Source organism: Thalassotalea ganghwensis, assembly GCF_053485795.1.
In genome coordinates, this window is record NZ_JBQRUM010000008.1 from 199,396 (window position 1) to 214,845 (window position 15,450).

At 42.4% G+C, this 15,450-nt stretch carries 8 protein-coding genes and 1 pseudogene; all 9 read left to right on the forward strand.

What is annotated here, in order from left to right:
* Positions 1 to 2,898 (forward strand): hypothetical protein, encoded by a 2,898-nt coding sequence (locus tag ACSLUH_RS10545; protein ID WP_448566722.1) that lies wholly within the window; start codon positions 1 to 3, stop codon positions 2,896 to 2,898.
* Positions 2,898 to 3,227 carry a hypothetical protein gene (locus tag ACSLUH_RS10550; RefSeq protein WP_448566724.1) on the forward strand — a complete coding sequence of 110 codons (330 nt, stop codon included), beginning with the start codon at positions 2,898 to 2,900 and terminating at the stop codon, positions 3,225 to 3,227. The genes ACSLUH_RS10545 and ACSLUH_RS10550 overlap by 1 nt, the downstream gene beginning before the upstream one ends.
* 3 nt (positions 3,228 to 3,230) lie before the next feature.
* A complete protein-coding gene (locus tag ACSLUH_RS10555) occupies positions 3,231 to 3,968 on the forward strand; it encodes a hypothetical protein (protein ID WP_448566726.1) in 738 nt (245 codons plus the stop codon).
* A gap of 10 nt (positions 3,969 to 3,978) precedes the next feature.
* Complete coding sequence (locus ACSLUH_RS10560; RefSeq protein ID WP_448566728.1) at positions 3,979 to 4,728, forward strand: hypothetical protein; 750 nt, start codon at positions 3,979 to 3,981, stop codon at positions 4,726 to 4,728.
* A 148-nt stretch (positions 4,729 to 4,876) separates the two neighbouring features.
* Positions 4,877 to 7,942: an Ig-like domain-containing protein gene (locus ACSLUH_RS10565; RefSeq protein ID WP_448566730.1), complete on the forward strand. Its 3,066-nt coding sequence runs from the start codon at positions 4,877 to 4,879 to the stop codon at positions 7,940 to 7,942.
* Positions 7,942 to 9,015 (forward strand): hypothetical protein, encoded by a 1,074-nt coding sequence (locus ACSLUH_RS10570; RefSeq protein WP_448566732.1) that lies wholly within the window; start codon positions 7,942 to 7,944, stop codon positions 9,013 to 9,015. Before ACSLUH_RS10565 ends, ACSLUH_RS10570 begins: the two co-directional genes overlap by 1 nt.
* A 121-nt stretch (positions 9,016 to 9,136) precedes the next feature.
* Positions 9,137 to 14,227 (forward strand): RHS repeat domain-containing protein, encoded by a 5,091-nt coding sequence (locus ACSLUH_RS10575; protein ID WP_448566734.1) that lies wholly within the window; start codon positions 9,137 to 9,139, stop codon positions 14,225 to 14,227.
* Between the two features lie 337 nt (positions 14,228 to 14,564).
* Positions 14,565 to 15,146, forward strand: coding sequence for a hypothetical protein (locus tag ACSLUH_RS10580; RefSeq protein ID WP_448566736.1), 582 nt, complete (start codon positions 14,565 to 14,567; stop codon positions 15,144 to 15,146).
* A 196-nt stretch (positions 15,147 to 15,342) separates the two neighbouring features.
* A pseudogene (locus ACSLUH_RS10585) lies at positions 15,343 to 15,450 on the forward strand (transposase); the annotation flags it as partial.

A 15,450-nucleotide genomic window follows, 5' to 3' on the forward strand; every position in this document is an offset into this window, starting at 1 on the left:
ATGACAAGGAATAAATTACTGCAGGCGTTAAGCTTGGTCAATTTACTCGCGTTGAGTTTTTCTGGCCACGCGTCGATAGGGTGGCTACCCAATGTTGTCCACTATATTAACGCAGAAAACCCGCTGCCGGCACCGCAACCTGAAATACCATTATTAAACGATAACTTTCAGGAAAGCTCACTGATTGATTGGCATAACTTTGGCGGAGAAGGATATATCTATACCTTGTCTTTTCAGTTGGCAGGTAGCAGTGAGTGGGTGCAGTTATATCAAGGTGAGCAAAGCTATTTTGCTACGGCTAACACCTTAGCCTCGGGCACCTATACCTTTCGCTTAAGTTGTGATGGTGTAGAAGGTTGTCCAGCCGAAGGCTATATCACTCGCACTATCGACATTGTGCAGAAACCAAGCTTTGTTAATGCAGAATTTGATCACCAACAACAAAGCGTGCATGTTTATTGGAGTGATTTGGCTCAAGTTGCTGGTTACACCGTTGAGCAAACCGCAGATAATGGTCAAAGCTGGCAAGTGATGAACCCAGGGCAGGGCACAGGGGTTGACTATCAGGGGGTTAACTATTCTGGGAAAATACATACCCAAAACCACGTGGTGTTATCTAACGAAGCAGTCACACAAGGAATTCAGGTGGCCAAAGCGCTGCGTCAACAACGTATTCAGTCAAACAAAGCCAAACGCAATACCAAGGTAAGTGCGTTAAACGGCATTAGCGCTGTTTCAAGCACAAATACTGCCTACGAGGTGGGCTCAAAACTACAATATCGTGTCCGTGCTTGTGCTACACAGCAATGTGGCGAAGATGAATACTCGAAAGTATTACCGATTGTTAACCTTAAAGCATTAATCGCAGATCCTGGGTTTGAGCAAGGTAATGTTCAGTTTGAAGCGGATGTTGGGGCAACGCTGGCGATTGATAGCAGTACACCGATTAATCAACAAAAAAGCTTAACTATCGCATTAGAAAATTATGGTTTGGCGCAGTACATTCATCGATATGCTGAGGCAGATTACCCTATTTTAAACGGCGCAACCATTACCGGTCGATTGCGTATAAACAGTATCGATAAAGACAGTCGCATCAGCATATTACCGATTGCCTATTATGATGGTTATAACCACCGTGTTGAAGGGCAAAAACTCGAGTTTGACGCCAGTGATATCGGGCAAGATATTCAGCTTAAAGGGGCTGTGTGGTTAGACAGTGAAGATAAGCCTAAAAATAAAATTAAGCGTTTATATTTTTCAGTACGTTTAATGGGCGAAGGGCACGCTAATATCACTTTAGATGATGTGCAGCTCTACGAAGGTGGCGGCTTAGCACAAACCGACCCAACATTAACGTCGTATTATTCAAACTATTCGGGATTAGTTAAAACCGGTTGGAGTCAGTTTTATCAACCCAATGCCGTATATCATCTTGAATACAAGGAGCGTAAGCAATTAGCGTGGCAAACGTTTTATCGAGGTGTTGATACTGAGTTTGAAAGCGACGTGCCATTAGAAACGGGAATTTATGATTTTCGTATAGCCTGCACAAATATTGGTAATTGCCCAGCGTCTGGTTATGTTACCGCGACAACGGTTATCGTTCGTGAACCATATCATTTAACCGTAAAAGTTGATGATAGTAATACTTACCTCGATTGGTCAGAAACGGTTTCAGCATTAGGATATTTGTTAGAAAAAAGTACCGATAACGGTGTGACTTGGCAACCAATCACGCCACAAAGCGGCGACCCTCAGCGCACCTATGTCGCTAATGATGGGGTTAACTTAACCACTTTAACCGTTTTTACAGGCACGTCATTAACCTTTGATGGCGTTGCAACACCGGGAACCAAGTATCGCGTTAAAGCGTGTCGCTGGGCAGGTTGCAGAGGGCGTTTTCGAGTATCCAACGGTATTTACCCGTTAACGCAAAAGCCAATGACGGTAAATAACTTTATCGTTGATAAAACCACCATCGAGCCGGGCGAATCGATTCAATTATTTTGGGATCGACCTGATAACTACAGCAAAGATTTTTATTATCAACTTCATGTCACCAAGCCTAGTGGCGATGGTTATCCTTCTGTTCCTAGATTTTTATGGGAAGATAACGTTAAATTTCATGCGATTAGTCGTGGTGGTATAACGGGCATTCAACGTATCGGCACCCAAACTATTGATATTCGAGCATGTAACGCCGAGGGCTGCAGTGAACAACTTCAGCAAGTACATGTGACTGTGCAAGGGCCACCACCAGCACCGCAAACATTTACCGTCGATAACGCCAATATTAGTGTTGGTGATGTGGTTAACTTTACCTGGGCCATGAGTCGAAATTACCAACAAGCGGTGACTTACAACCTTGGGGTACTTAAACCCAGTGGCGCAGATGTTGTCTTTTTGCAAAATAGCGAGGCGACACAGCACAGCCGTCAAATCTATATGCCAGGTAAGCATTTGTTTTATATAAAAGCATGCGAGGTAGATGGCGAATGTGGTGAAGACAAAGCCGAACTCAACGTTTACGTATCGGGGGTAATGCAAAGCGGTAATACCCACTATGTGGTAATTGCCACTGAAACGGGGGTGCGCTACCTCTCATTAATACAAGTTAATGGTGAATGGCAAATTAGCCCGTTAACCGAAGAGGCATGGCAAGCACTCGATGCTTATAACAATTTTAGCTTGAGTAGCTATGCCGTGACGGTTTCAGATTTAAGTCAAGACGGTTTAGTCGACTTAACCCTATCAGATGGCAATAACGAACTTGTGCTGATTCAAAATAGTGACGGTGGTTTTGTTGAATCACTTGGCCGTAACATAATTTTTATTCATACCGATATTTTAGGAACGCCGGTGGCAAGTTCTAATGGCAATGGAGAGATCAATTAATGAAAAAAACAACCTTAACCTTATTATTGGCAAGTTTAAGCATCGCTAGCCACGCTGCACAAACCATTGAAAAAGTCGCGATTGCTAATGACATCGTCACCATTCATATGAGTGAAAACCGCACTGACACGATTGCAAGTTGTGTCAGCCAAGACCAGCACAATACATGGGCGTTTTCACTAACATCTTCACAAGGCAAAAACTTATACCGAGCTGCAATTGCTGCTCACAGCGGCAATAAAACTGTGGAGATTAGTGGCGCTAATGATTGCCAAGCTCAGCAGGGCATCGAGCGCCCACAAGCCATTGAAATACTTTTAGGATCTTAAGTCATGAACACTTTTTTTAAGCATTTTTCTAAAACTGTATTGTTAACAAGTGCAATTATACTGCCTTCCCTAGCTAGTGCAGCGAGCAATTTAACTTCACTAAAGGTGAAAGACGACATTGTCTATTTCACCACTGACGAGCAAAGAACGACTGTTCCGAGCTGTATGGCAACCGACAATGCCAGTTCGTGGACGGTATCGCTCAACACGCCAACAGGTAACGCCATTTATGCGCTGTTAGTCACCGCCAGTGCCGATAACCGTCAAGTTACCGTTGAAGGGGCTGACGATTGTGGTGATGTGATCGGGTTTGAACGAGCAACTTCGGTTGAGTTAGGTGCAGCATCAGCAAATGCATCGGTAGGTAGTTCTGTAGAATTTATACCGACATTTTTCAGCGGCACTATTATCGTGCCTTCAGGAGTGTCTGGACAGATCATCGAGTTGACGCCACCTGAAGGACAAAGAGTTAGATTAATAGGGCTTATGCCGTTTCGTACAGGTCGTGTCGCTAATGTTGAAGTAAAGGTAGGAAGTAATATTGTCGTCGATAGCCTTACATTACAGCGCGCAACATATTCTAATGGTCATTTCAACGTAAGTCATAGTACCGATACAACCAACGGCAGTATTGGTTCAATACCCTATGTACAAGGGGAAATAGGGGAGAAAATTTTAGTCAGTATAACAAGTGGAACCAGTGGCTCTCAAATTAACTATAGCTATGCATTCAGCTACTAAAGGAATTGTTATGATAGATAAAATTATTGTAGGTTGTTTAAGCTTAATGCTAGTACCAATTGGCTTTACGGCTAACCTTACCTCATTAAAAGTGAAAGACGATATCGTCTATTTCACTACTGACGAGCAAAGAACGAATGTTCCGAGCTGTATGGCAACTGACAATGCAAGTTCGTGGACAGTATCGCTCAACACGCCAACTGGGAACGCCATTTATGCGCTGTTAGTGACAGCCAGTGCCGATAAACGTCAAGTTACTGTTGAAGGGGCTGAAGATTGTGGTGATGTGATTGGGTATGAGCGTGCCGCTAGCGTTGAGCTTATGCAAGGTAATGCAAGTAATGGCAATTCACAAAGTTATTATTTGTACAAAGCCGATGGGGTAACCAAGGTGGGTGAAATCTATCAGGTGATTGATTTTGAAAACCTCTTGTATGTGCCAACGTCTTCGCCGCAGGGTTCACAGGTTGTTCAATATACGCAAGATCCAGGTACAAGCGAGTTATATTTTGCCACAAGTGGTTGCCGTGGCACGGCGTTCGCCGGTTTACCGAATATTACGGGAAGACACAAAGATATTAATGACGGCGCTTTTTTTAAAAGTTCAGAAGAAATCGCCAGAACAGGAGTGTATTCGCGACTGCTTGGTAGTGGCAAATGTAGCAACTTTAGTTCGAGTGCGATGAAAGCATATTCATTAGATTTTTCTTATGAAGACCCACTTTGTGGCAGTAATGTTTGTGTTATCAAAAAGGGTTAAATGGTCATAATAAGGATTAGTTGATGTTAGGTAATTTTGTTAGAGCCAAAATTTTGGTGAATTCATTGGCGACAGCGCCAAGTATTTACCTATTCAGCAAGTTTTTGGCTTTGGGTGAAGTAAGGCTATGAATAAAGGAAAGAGATTAATGGATTTTGAGAACAGCTTTACTAAGCTTGGCTTTTTCAAGCGCCAAGGTATTGCTTATTTGGCGATGACCACGTTAAGCTTTATAGCGTTTCAATCACATGCTAACAATGAATGGTTATCGGTCATTGCGTTTAACTTGGTTGATAAATCTCAAAATGCTGTTGAAGTAAGCCCAGTAGACGACCAAGCAGTTACTGCATGGAGTGAGTCTATTGCCATCGATGTTACTGCTAACGATGGGCAATCTGACACCTATCTTCCGCAATTAACAACGCTACCTCATCACGGTCAAGCTAAGGTTTTAGATAACAAGATTATCTATACGCCAAATTCTGAGTATATCGGAAGCGACAGCCTTAGTTATAAATTAGTCAGTGCCGATGGCAGTTACATCAACAGTAGCTATGCCAGTGTATCAATAACGGTTAATGATATTGACCGAGGCGCTGCACCTACTGCGCAAGATGATATATTGGTCACCACCGGGGAAACCAAAGCCTATTACATTGATGTAGTAACCAATGACAGTGATCCTGATAGCGATACGTTAACCATTCAGTCGTATACCTTACCTAGTAATGGCACTGTTGTTAAAGAAAGCAATACGGTTATTTCATACACGCCTAATCTTGATTATTGCAGTACTGATAGTTTTAGTTACACCATTGAAGATGAGTTTAAAAATATAGCGCAAGCAACAGTAAACATCAGTTGCGATAACTCTTATGTGCCGCCGCCGAGTATTCCAAAAATATTGGTGGCGAAAATTGAAGTGAATTCAGCCCTTCGTCAAATGCAAACTTTTGATGTTGTTAAAACAGAATATGCTTCAGATGAAAAATTCGCTAATAGTCAACTAAAGATTGTATTGGATGACCCAAGTACGCCTGGATTAGCCTTGCCCTCTGATGATGACGTTGCTCGTATTTTAAATGGCCGTCAAGACACATACTCTAAAAAAGGAAGTCAATTTGATTTGATCAATGTCAATCGCGGGCGATATCCTGATAGATATAAAGGTGATATTATTTATTATACGTATCTGCAAGATAACGAAGCTGCTGGTGTTATCGAAGAGGTACATTACAAACTTGTTAATCCCGATGGGCAATTTTCAGAAGAATGGGGATTATTGCGTGTTAGTTTAGATGACGCTTTCGATCAAAACTACAATTATATACCTAAGAATGATCAGACAATTACCGCGCAAGGGGTGGCAATTGATATTGACGTACTAGCAAATGATCCCAATTCGCAGCCATATTATCAAGTAGTGCTTCATGCTTACCCATCCAATGGTAAGTTAACGATTAATGACGATAAGATGACTTTTCATTATCAGCCGAATGCTGGTTTTGCTGGAACGGATAGCTTTAAATATAAAGTCATATCACAGTTTGATGATGACGGTATAGTCAGTGCCCCTGCAACTGTAACTGTAACTGTAACTGGCCAAAACCAAGCGCCAATTGCCGTTGACGATCAAATGGACGTGGGCATGAACTCAACCGGCACTACTTTCGATGTCATTGCTAACGATACCGACGCTGAAAATGACTTTATTTATTTACTCTCCGTTGGTAATGCAACCCACGGTACGGTAACGCAACACAGCAACCGCGCGGTAAAATATGTCCCCAATGGCAGTTGTCAGGCCGACACCTTTACCTATGTAGTCTCACAAGATCAACGTGGAACATTGTCAGATACTGGCAAGGTAACCGTTAGCTGTATTGATGACAGTATCCCGCAAGCGTTTGTTGTGCCGGTGAATACCCAACCTAACAATAGTATCACCATGACCTGGCAAGCACCGATTAAAACCGGCGTTGCTCAATATCAGGTACTCGGTGAGCTTAAAGGTATTCTTACTGAGCAAGCCTTTACCGCTGATAGTCAAGGCATCTACAGCTATACACGCCCAGCATTAACCGAAGGGCGTGAATACTGTTATAAAGTGCGTGCGAAATTTACCGATGGTAGCTATGGCAATGAAACCGAAACGTTATGCACAGTAGTGAGTAGCTCAGGGCAACCGCTATTTGACGCGCCAGAGCCGCTAACTTTTACCCAAGAATCAACGCAGCAAACGAGGATTGCTTGGTCATCAGTAGCTGGGGCGCAAAAGTATCTACTTGAGTTACAAACGGTTGCTTCAACGACCGAAGCGGAAGGCAATCAATGGCAACCCGTCTATTTTGGCGCGGAAAACCAGCAAATAGTGCAGTTTAGTGCGTTTCATCAGGCTATTTACAACAATTTAGGGCGCTTGACCTATCGCGTATCGGCCTGTAATGCCCAAGGTTTATGTGGTAATTACGCTCGTGAGCCATTAAAAACCTTAACCGCGACAAACTTTTTAGCCACGGTACCCGCAGCGCATAAACTCCCCGCATGTATTGATGTGCCCAGCCAAGTGTCAGCGGGGCAAATTATACCGGTCAGTTTTTGTCCAACGCAAAGTTTGGATACTGCTAGTTATGACTTATATGGTGAATTAGCTGGGGTTATTAAAAGTGGCAAGGAAGCGGACTTTGCTCGCACTGCACAAGGCTTGTTGTTGGAACGTCGGCCATCGTTGCCAGAAGGGCGCGAGTATTGTTATAAATTGGCTGCAATAGACAAGCAAGGCAGTCAAAGTGCCTACACTGAGAAGCTTTGTGCATTAGTTGGAACACTTGCATATCCCGAGCCGCAAGAGTTTATTCATCGTTTTACTCAAACAACGCCTAATAATGTTGATTTGCTGTGGTTGGCTGTTGATGGTGCAGACCATTACCAGCTTGAACAGCAAACGACGATAGGCGAATGGCAAAGCGTTGTTTGTACCATAACTACCACCAGTCACAACGGTGTCGATTATCAAGGTTGTAATATTGATATCAGCGAAGCAGATATTTTGCCGGAAATAGGCAAAGCCGTGTATCGAGTTTCTGCATGCAACGCTAGTAATGTCTGTGGAAACTATGTCCGTGAAAATGTCGCCTTGGGCGAAAAAATTAGAATGACTACTGAGCTTTTAAGCAAGCCGCGTGGTGCCAATATTTTGGGGGGAGGTAACTAATGCAACCTTCCTTATACCAATATTTAACCGAGCGTTCACGCTCTGTACAACAACGAAAAAGGATGTTCAAAGCAATGACTTCCCCATTTAAATCAACAGCACTGCTGCCGATATCATTACTCATCTCAGGTAGCGTACTTGCCTTTACCTCGCCGTTAGCGATAGCTAGCAACGTGGTTGAATCATTAAGTGGTGATGAAAGCGTCGCAACGTTCACCACTACTGAAGCAAGAGAGGAGCTTGCCGCATGTGTCTCCGCGCAAAACAACGCATCGTGGACCTTGGGGCTAGATACCCATTCAAGTGTTGTTGATTTGGTGTCAATTGCTGAGAAAAAGCAACAACCCATTGAGGTAAGCTCAGCGGCAAATTGTGATTTGGTGAGCGGGATTGAGCAAGCCAATGATGCACTAATAAACTACCCATATTCAGAGAGTAGTATTCCGGAAGTTGCCGCTAATTTAGATTTTGTTGCCCGCAGTGCAGTGCAAGTAGCCGAAGGCAGCACCATTGACTCGGTAGAATTTGAACTGATTAATAACGCCCAGCAAAGCACTACCCAGGTTGGTGTCTTAGAAAATGGTGTTTATGTGGCCAACTTTGGTCAGTTAGCGGTTGATGGTTACGTCTTGGTAACCCGAGTGACGAGCGGTGATGAAACGCGCGAGCAAAGTGCATCATTTAATGCGGTGCATGTTAATTTAGCCGATGTTTATCAAGTCGGTGATGTGTTATATGTTGCTCTGCCAATCAGCCAAGGTGGTGGCTATTTAAAGCTGACAGATGATGGCAACGGAGGCTGGGTTGTCACCCCTATCGATTTAGCTACTTGGCAAAGCGAGGTCGGTGATACCAGCCCATCTACGTTGTATCAAGTCGATTTGGGCAACTTTACTGGCAATGAATTAGTGGATCTACGTTTAACCAACACCAGTGACGACAGCATCATAATGCTAGAGCGCACAGCTAGCGGCTACCAGCAAAGCTTACCACAGCGACGCGTGCTATTTATTCATACCGACGTTTTAGGAACGCCAGTGGCAGAGACGGATGAAAGCGGGGTTGTACAATGATAACCCTTAATAAGTTTTTAGTGGGAACTTCAGGAGCTGTGAAGGTATTACATCCAGCCTTTGGTTTAGTTAAGTTTAACAATTGTCATTTAAATTTTCAGGCATTAAAAAGGACTTTATAATGAGTACAAACGGACGTCGCTTTTCATTCTTTAAAAATAAAATATTCGTTATTAGAGCTGTACTTTTGTGCGCTATTCCAGCCGTTTTTTCTAGCTACGCAAATGAAGAGCAAACCAATATTTATCAAGGGGCAATAATTCAATTACCTGAGCCTCCTTCGCTAGATACTCAAGCGAAAATTGTTCCAGAAACAGATCCTGACGGGGCAACTAGGTCATACTTCAAAGATACGTTAGCATTAGCTCAAGTCGATTTTTCTGTAAATGCTGAGACAACAGAGTTGTTGGGTGATCAAATAGACCTTGCGAGTGGGAGTCTCAGTTTTTCGCATACGGATATATCCTTATCCGGAAACAATGCCTTACCTGTTTCTTTAAGCAGACGTTTTCATGATGCAAACTATAATCGTCGAAATACTATGGAGTTTGGTGACTGGTCGTTAGATGTACCTGCTATACATACAACGTTAGTTCAACGAGGCACTAGTTTTTATGGAGCTTGGGGCGAAGGCAAGGAATGCACGGGTAATCAGACGCCTCCTGCTATAGTGCAACATGGGCAAACCTACGCACCAGAAAGTTATTGGGGCGGCACGAGTGTGCTAATTGGAGGTTCGAATACTCCGTTATTATTTGGTGGAACGGAAGATAAGCGATACACAACTAAAGAACAATGGACGATTACTTGTTTTACACGTGATGACGGTGCAGGCGAAGGATTTGAAGTGAAAACCAATGAGGGGTTAACCTATCGTTTTGACGTACCACATTTAGTTCAAGACCGCCGTTTTACGCTGAGTGCAATACCGATGAGGTTGTATAATGTTTACCTTAGAGTTTCTTCAATTACTGACCGTTATAATAATAAAGTTACCTTTAATTACGATAGTATTGATCTACCCGATGGTTTTTCCGCCAAGCGATTAAAATCAATAGAATCGAATGATAACCGTAGTATTTCATTCACTTATTATCCTGATGAAAAGAACTTTTTGGTCAAAACAGCAACAGCCAATGGTAAAACTTACACTTATCATTACGATAAACTTTCCACTTCTTATACGCTAACCCACGTAGATTTGCCCTTAGAGCCAGGACAAAGTGAAGCACGCAAGTGGCAATATAATCTAAGCAAATTAACATTTGCTGGCGCAGCTACTGAGTTTATAGATCTAAAAGTTGATGAAATGACGCGTTGTGAGGCTAGCCCCTTGGGTGTAAGTGGTGATATTACTAGCCCGGATGGAGTCAAAGGGCAATTTAACCTTAAGCCGGTTTTGCATTATCGTACAATGGCACCAACATCAATGGATTATTATGAAAGCAGTCACTTAGATTGCTTTGTCGTAATGGCATTGCAGAGAAAAACTCTTTCTGGAGCGGGGCTTGATGAACTAACATGGAATTATAGTTACTCATCAAATCTAGGTAGTTATACCAGTGACCCATCACAAGCAGTTGCACCAACTTACACTGTAACGGGTTATGATAGTAAAGATCTAAAAAACACTGTAGTTACGGCTCCTGATAATAGTAAAACAGTACATGTTTTCTCTCGTCGCTGGGACGATATTGAAAATCAGGAAGTTGGTATAATTAGTTTTGATACGAATGGAACAGCCAAGCAAAAGACTGTTACCAAAAGCTACTTTCCATTCAATATCACCGTTACGTCATTAGGGTTGCCATTTCAAGGTAACTGGCATCAAAAACTTCACAAAGCGGTAATAAAGAAAACTGAAGTTATTTTACATGACGAAGGAGTGGTGAATAAATATGTTACCTTATATGGCGCGAACTCTGAAAGCAGTGATCCTATCCTAAACGATTACGGTAGACCTTTCCTAAAAAAAGAAAGCTTTACTTCAGGTTCAACGGTTAAGACTAAATATGCCTATCAAACCTATATTCATGACAATGATAGTCATGTTCGAAATATGCCTGGTGCAGTTTACCTCAGTGACAGTGTGATAACAGCATCGTCTTTAACGTCACTAACGCCGGTAAGTGAAACCACTTACCAAACCGTTAACTTTACCGATGCGGGTGGCTCATCGCACGCGGTATTAATGCCAGATGAACAAAAATCGTTTGGCGTTTGGCAAAAGCAGTTTAGCGAGTATCACACCACGCAAGGCACTTATCAGCAGTTAGGGCAAGTCAAAAAGGTCGAGTACAACCAACCTTTAGTTCACGATGCTTCACAAAATGTTTATCAACTGTTTGAAAACTACAAACGTGGTCAGGCGCAAAAAATCAGTGTACCTAAACGCAGAAGTAGCGGGACAGAATACGTATTGCGTACTATTGATAATAACGGCTGGGTTACCTCTACCACTGATTTTAAAGGCAATAAAACCGAGTATGGTTATGACGATTTAGGCCGTATTCAATACATAAAAGCGCCTGATAAAGCGGGAGAGGTTGATTGGGCGGATACCTTCTTCACGTGGTCATACGATGGTGGCGATGGTGCTAATCAACCAGTACGTAAAGTTGAGCGTTGTACGCTAAACGTTGCTAAAACGGCCTGTTCTGATACCGCATTGATGACCGAAACCACTACGTATGATGGTTTATTACGCCCGGTATTGGTAAAAACAGAAGATGGCATTACCGGTGATGGTAGCAATACCGTTTATCAAAACAATGAGTATAACGCCTATAACAAGCTAACCTTTCAATCGTTTCCATCAAGCAGCGACACCGAAACAAGTGGTACGACTTATAGTTACGATGGATTACAACGTTTAATCTCACAAAGCATCACCGATGGCGGCACTGTCACCACTGAATATTTAGCTGGCAATAAAATTAAAGTCACCGATGCGGGTAAAAACACTGAAGTTAAGAATAATGAACAACACTCAACCACCACTACGTACTTAGCTTATGGCAGCCCAAGCTACGAGCAAGCCATAAAAATTGAATCACCAGAAAGTGTTACCACCACCATCGATATCAACCTGTATGGCAATATCGACAGCATTACCCAAGCGGGTTATCGTAACGGCAATCGCATTAGCGCTACCGAATATCGCTACTATAACGATGAGCAGCAATTGTGTGCGGTAAAACGTGATGATGTTGGTTCAACGGTTTATCACCGAAATAATCTTGGCCAAGTTGAGTGGCAAGCCGAAGGTCAAAGCTTAACCGCCGCAGATGAATGTAATACGGCAGTAGCTGATAGCGATAAAGTTACTTTCACCTATGATAACCTGGGCGCGATTTATCAAACCAGCTTTGGCGATAACACGCCAACCCGTACATATAGTTACGACGATAATGGTAATATCACGTCGATTGTTGGCGCGGTTAGCCAAAGTTATACCTATAATGCCATCAATTTACTTGAAAGTGAGTCATTAGTTGTTGACGGTAAAACCTTCGGTTTAGATTATGGTTATAGCAAGCTTGGTCATCTTGCGTCGCTAATCTACCCGGATAACATTGAGAAAATTGAATTTGCCCCGAACGGTTTTGGCCAGGCAACGCAAGCCATACGTACCTATGAAGATACCACTAAAGGTACAGACGTTTTTGTAAAAGGCGGCGATGATAAAGCCACTTATCACGAGAACGGCATGATTGATACCTTTACCTATGGTAACGGCTTAACCCATAAAACCACACTTAATAGCCGTTTAATGCCACAGCAAATTCGTGATTATAAAACAGGCACGGATGCGGTTAGTTTAACTTACAGCTATGATAATAACGCCAATATTACCTCAATTACTAATGGTAGAGCGGCTGATTTAAGCACGCTAAGTGCATTAACCTATGATGGTTTAAATCGCTTAACGTCAACGACAGGGGAGCAAGGGTCACATATCGGTAGCTCATCACTGCGTTACGATGGTTTGGGTAATATCACCGCGTACAGCAACACCAGTGCAATAAATCCTCACGATTTAACTTATCACTATAATGAGAGCAACCATCTCCTGACCCGTGTCACCAACGCGGGTAATGCTAACGTCAGAGATTTTAGCCAACCTAATAGTTACGACAGCCGTGGTAATGTTAAGAAAAACGGTGAGCGCGAGTTTATCTATAACCTAGCCAACCAAATGATTGCCTCGGGCTCAAATCAATACACTTATGACGGTTATAACCGCAGGGTAAAAACCAATGACAGTAAAGGCATTAGTTACAGCATGTATAGCCAATCAGGGCAGTTGCTGTATCGAGAAACCGACCAAGGCGGTATTAACTATGTCTTTTTAGGCGGTAAGTTGGTGGCGAAAGAAGGCACGGGCGTTAGACCGGTTAACGAAGATGCTGGTGAAACCAGTATTGCCAATTATAAACCGTTTGGTGATATCATTGAGCGCAAGGGTGAAGGCTATCATAATAACCGCGACGAAGTCGGCTATACCGGTCATAAGTTTGATACTGACCTTGGCTTAAGTTATATGCAGGCACGATACTATGATCCAGTCATAGGTCGTTTTTACTCGAATGATCCTATTGGTTGGACTCCTAAGAATCCTGTGATGTCGTTTAACCGTTATTTATATGTGAATAACAATCCATATAAGTATACTGATCCTAATGGCGAATTTTTAAACTTTATCATAGGGGCTGCGGTAGGTGCAGCTATAGAAGCGGGAGTTCAACTAGCGACAACTGGAAGCATTGATAAAGACTCGGTTATGGCAGCGGCTGCTGTTGGAGCTGTAACTGGTGGAGTTGGTGGTTTGCTGGCTAAAAGTGCTGCTAAAGGTGCTATTACTGCTGGGGAAGCTGTTGCAGCGACAGCTTCTACTGGAGGGCTTGCAAATGGTATTGCAACAACAACAACTAACCCTGACGCTTCAGCAGGAGACATTGCTACTTCAATGGTATTAGGTGCTGCCGGAGCAGGAGCAGGTGCAAAAATCGCGAATAAAGCAGTTGCAAAGTTAGAGAATATGGCAAGTTCTGGAGGCATTCCAGGCCACATCGCTAATACAACTAGAAGTGCAGGCGAAGTTGCTAGTAAAACGTCTGCTGGTGCTGAAGTCGGTAAAATTGCAGCAGATACAGTAAGTAATGCAGGTACAAAAGCCGCAAGTTGTGCTTCCAAACAAGATGGGTGTTAATAAGAGGATCTAAATTGAAAACTCAATTAATTAAATATCTACTAGGTCAAGAACTAACTTACGCTGCTATATGTGTAGTTGTAGCTTTAATAGTTAGTATTAACCACGGTTTATATCCGGCATTAAAAGCTTTTGGTTACTGTTTTCTATTTCTTCAACCTATCATTCTATTTGTTAATAGAGATATCGTAATGGAGCTATTTGGCAGTAATAAGAACAAAAACCTGTAACTGTTCATTTTGAATCCAAAGCCTCGCACTCGCGGGGCTTTTTCTTGTTTTCAATATTTGAGTGAATTAACCTAGAAAGTCAGACCAATTAAACAAAAGAATAAAGAATGTATATTGCTCCCAATTTTACGGACCAAGATTGGAACAATCTTGATTTAGATGGAAATGAAGATGACTGGCAGACTGCAATAAATGCCTTGGAAGATCGAATTAAATCCAGATATATAGAACCTGTTGATCAATTAATTGAATTTGAAAAAGATGTTTCTCATAAAAACAAAAGGTATGGCTTTACATGTCTCGCTATCGATATGCTCCTAATCGAGACTTTTCAAGCGTTCAAAGAAGGTTTAGCTGACAGTAAAGGTAGATCTAAGTCATTGTTCACAAAGTTCCTAATGGAAAGTCAGTGTTTCAGTCATTACTTCAAAAATGAAAAAGAATGCAAAGAACTATACGAACAATTTAGGTGCGGAATTTTACATCAAGCGGAGGTCCAGGGACCCGTTCTAGTTTGGTCCGTTGGAGATTTAATTGAACGAGATGCTAATCCCCCTACGCTCAATAGAGTGTTCTTTCACCGTGGATTAAAAAAAGAGTTTGAAAGCTATGTTGCCTCACTTCGTAATTCAAGTTCAGTTGAGTTGAGGAAAACATTTAGAACCAAAATGGATTTCATTGCGAAGTGATCGCAAGGTGATTTATTTTGGCTGTTTTTAAAGTCAAAGGGATTGAAAATTGGCTTCATGGCTTGAAGGGAATCTTGGTGCTTGTCATATCCTTTACACCTAAGAAATGTTTAAAAGACACCCACTGTTAATTGCAGAACTAACTAGCCGTGGCTATAGTTAATTTACTCGTTCAACGGAGATGAAGAGGTTAACCATGGCAACGGCTCGCCAACGACAAATTAGTTTAACAGATACCCCTTATTACCATTGTATTTCTCGCTGTGTTCGGCGAGCATTTCTTTGTGGAGAAGATAACGTCTCA

Bases quoted from the DNA above. Each gene is read 5' to 3' on its own strand.
- ACSLUH_RS10570 (WP_448566732.1), top strand. From the start codon at position 7,942: ATGCAACCTTCCTTATACCAATATTTAACCGAGCGTTCACGCTCTGTA.
- ACSLUH_RS10580 (WP_448566736.1), top strand. From the start codon at position 14,565: ATGTATATTGCTCCCAATTTTACGGACCAAGATTGGAACAATCTTGAT.
- ACSLUH_RS10545 (WP_448566722.1), top strand. From the start codon at position 1: ATGACAAGGAATAAATTACTGCAGGCGTTAAGCTTGGTCAATTTACTC.
- ACSLUH_RS10565 (WP_448566730.1), top strand. From the start codon at position 4,877: ATGGATTTTGAGAACAGCTTTACTAAGCTTGGCTTTTTCAAGCGCCAA.
- ACSLUH_RS10560 (WP_448566728.1), top strand. From the start codon at position 3,979: ATGATAGATAAAATTATTGTAGGTTGTTTAAGCTTAATGCTAGTACCA.
- ACSLUH_RS10550 (WP_448566724.1), top strand. From the start codon at position 2,898: ATGAAAAAAACAACCTTAACCTTATTATTGGCAAGTTTAAGCATCGCT.
- ACSLUH_RS10555 (WP_448566726.1), top strand. From the start codon at position 3,231: ATGAACACTTTTTTTAAGCATTTTTCTAAAACTGTATTGTTAACAAGT.
- ACSLUH_RS10575 (WP_448566734.1), top strand. From the start codon at position 9,137: ATGAGTACAAACGGACGTCGCTTTTCATTCTTTAAAAATAAAATATTC.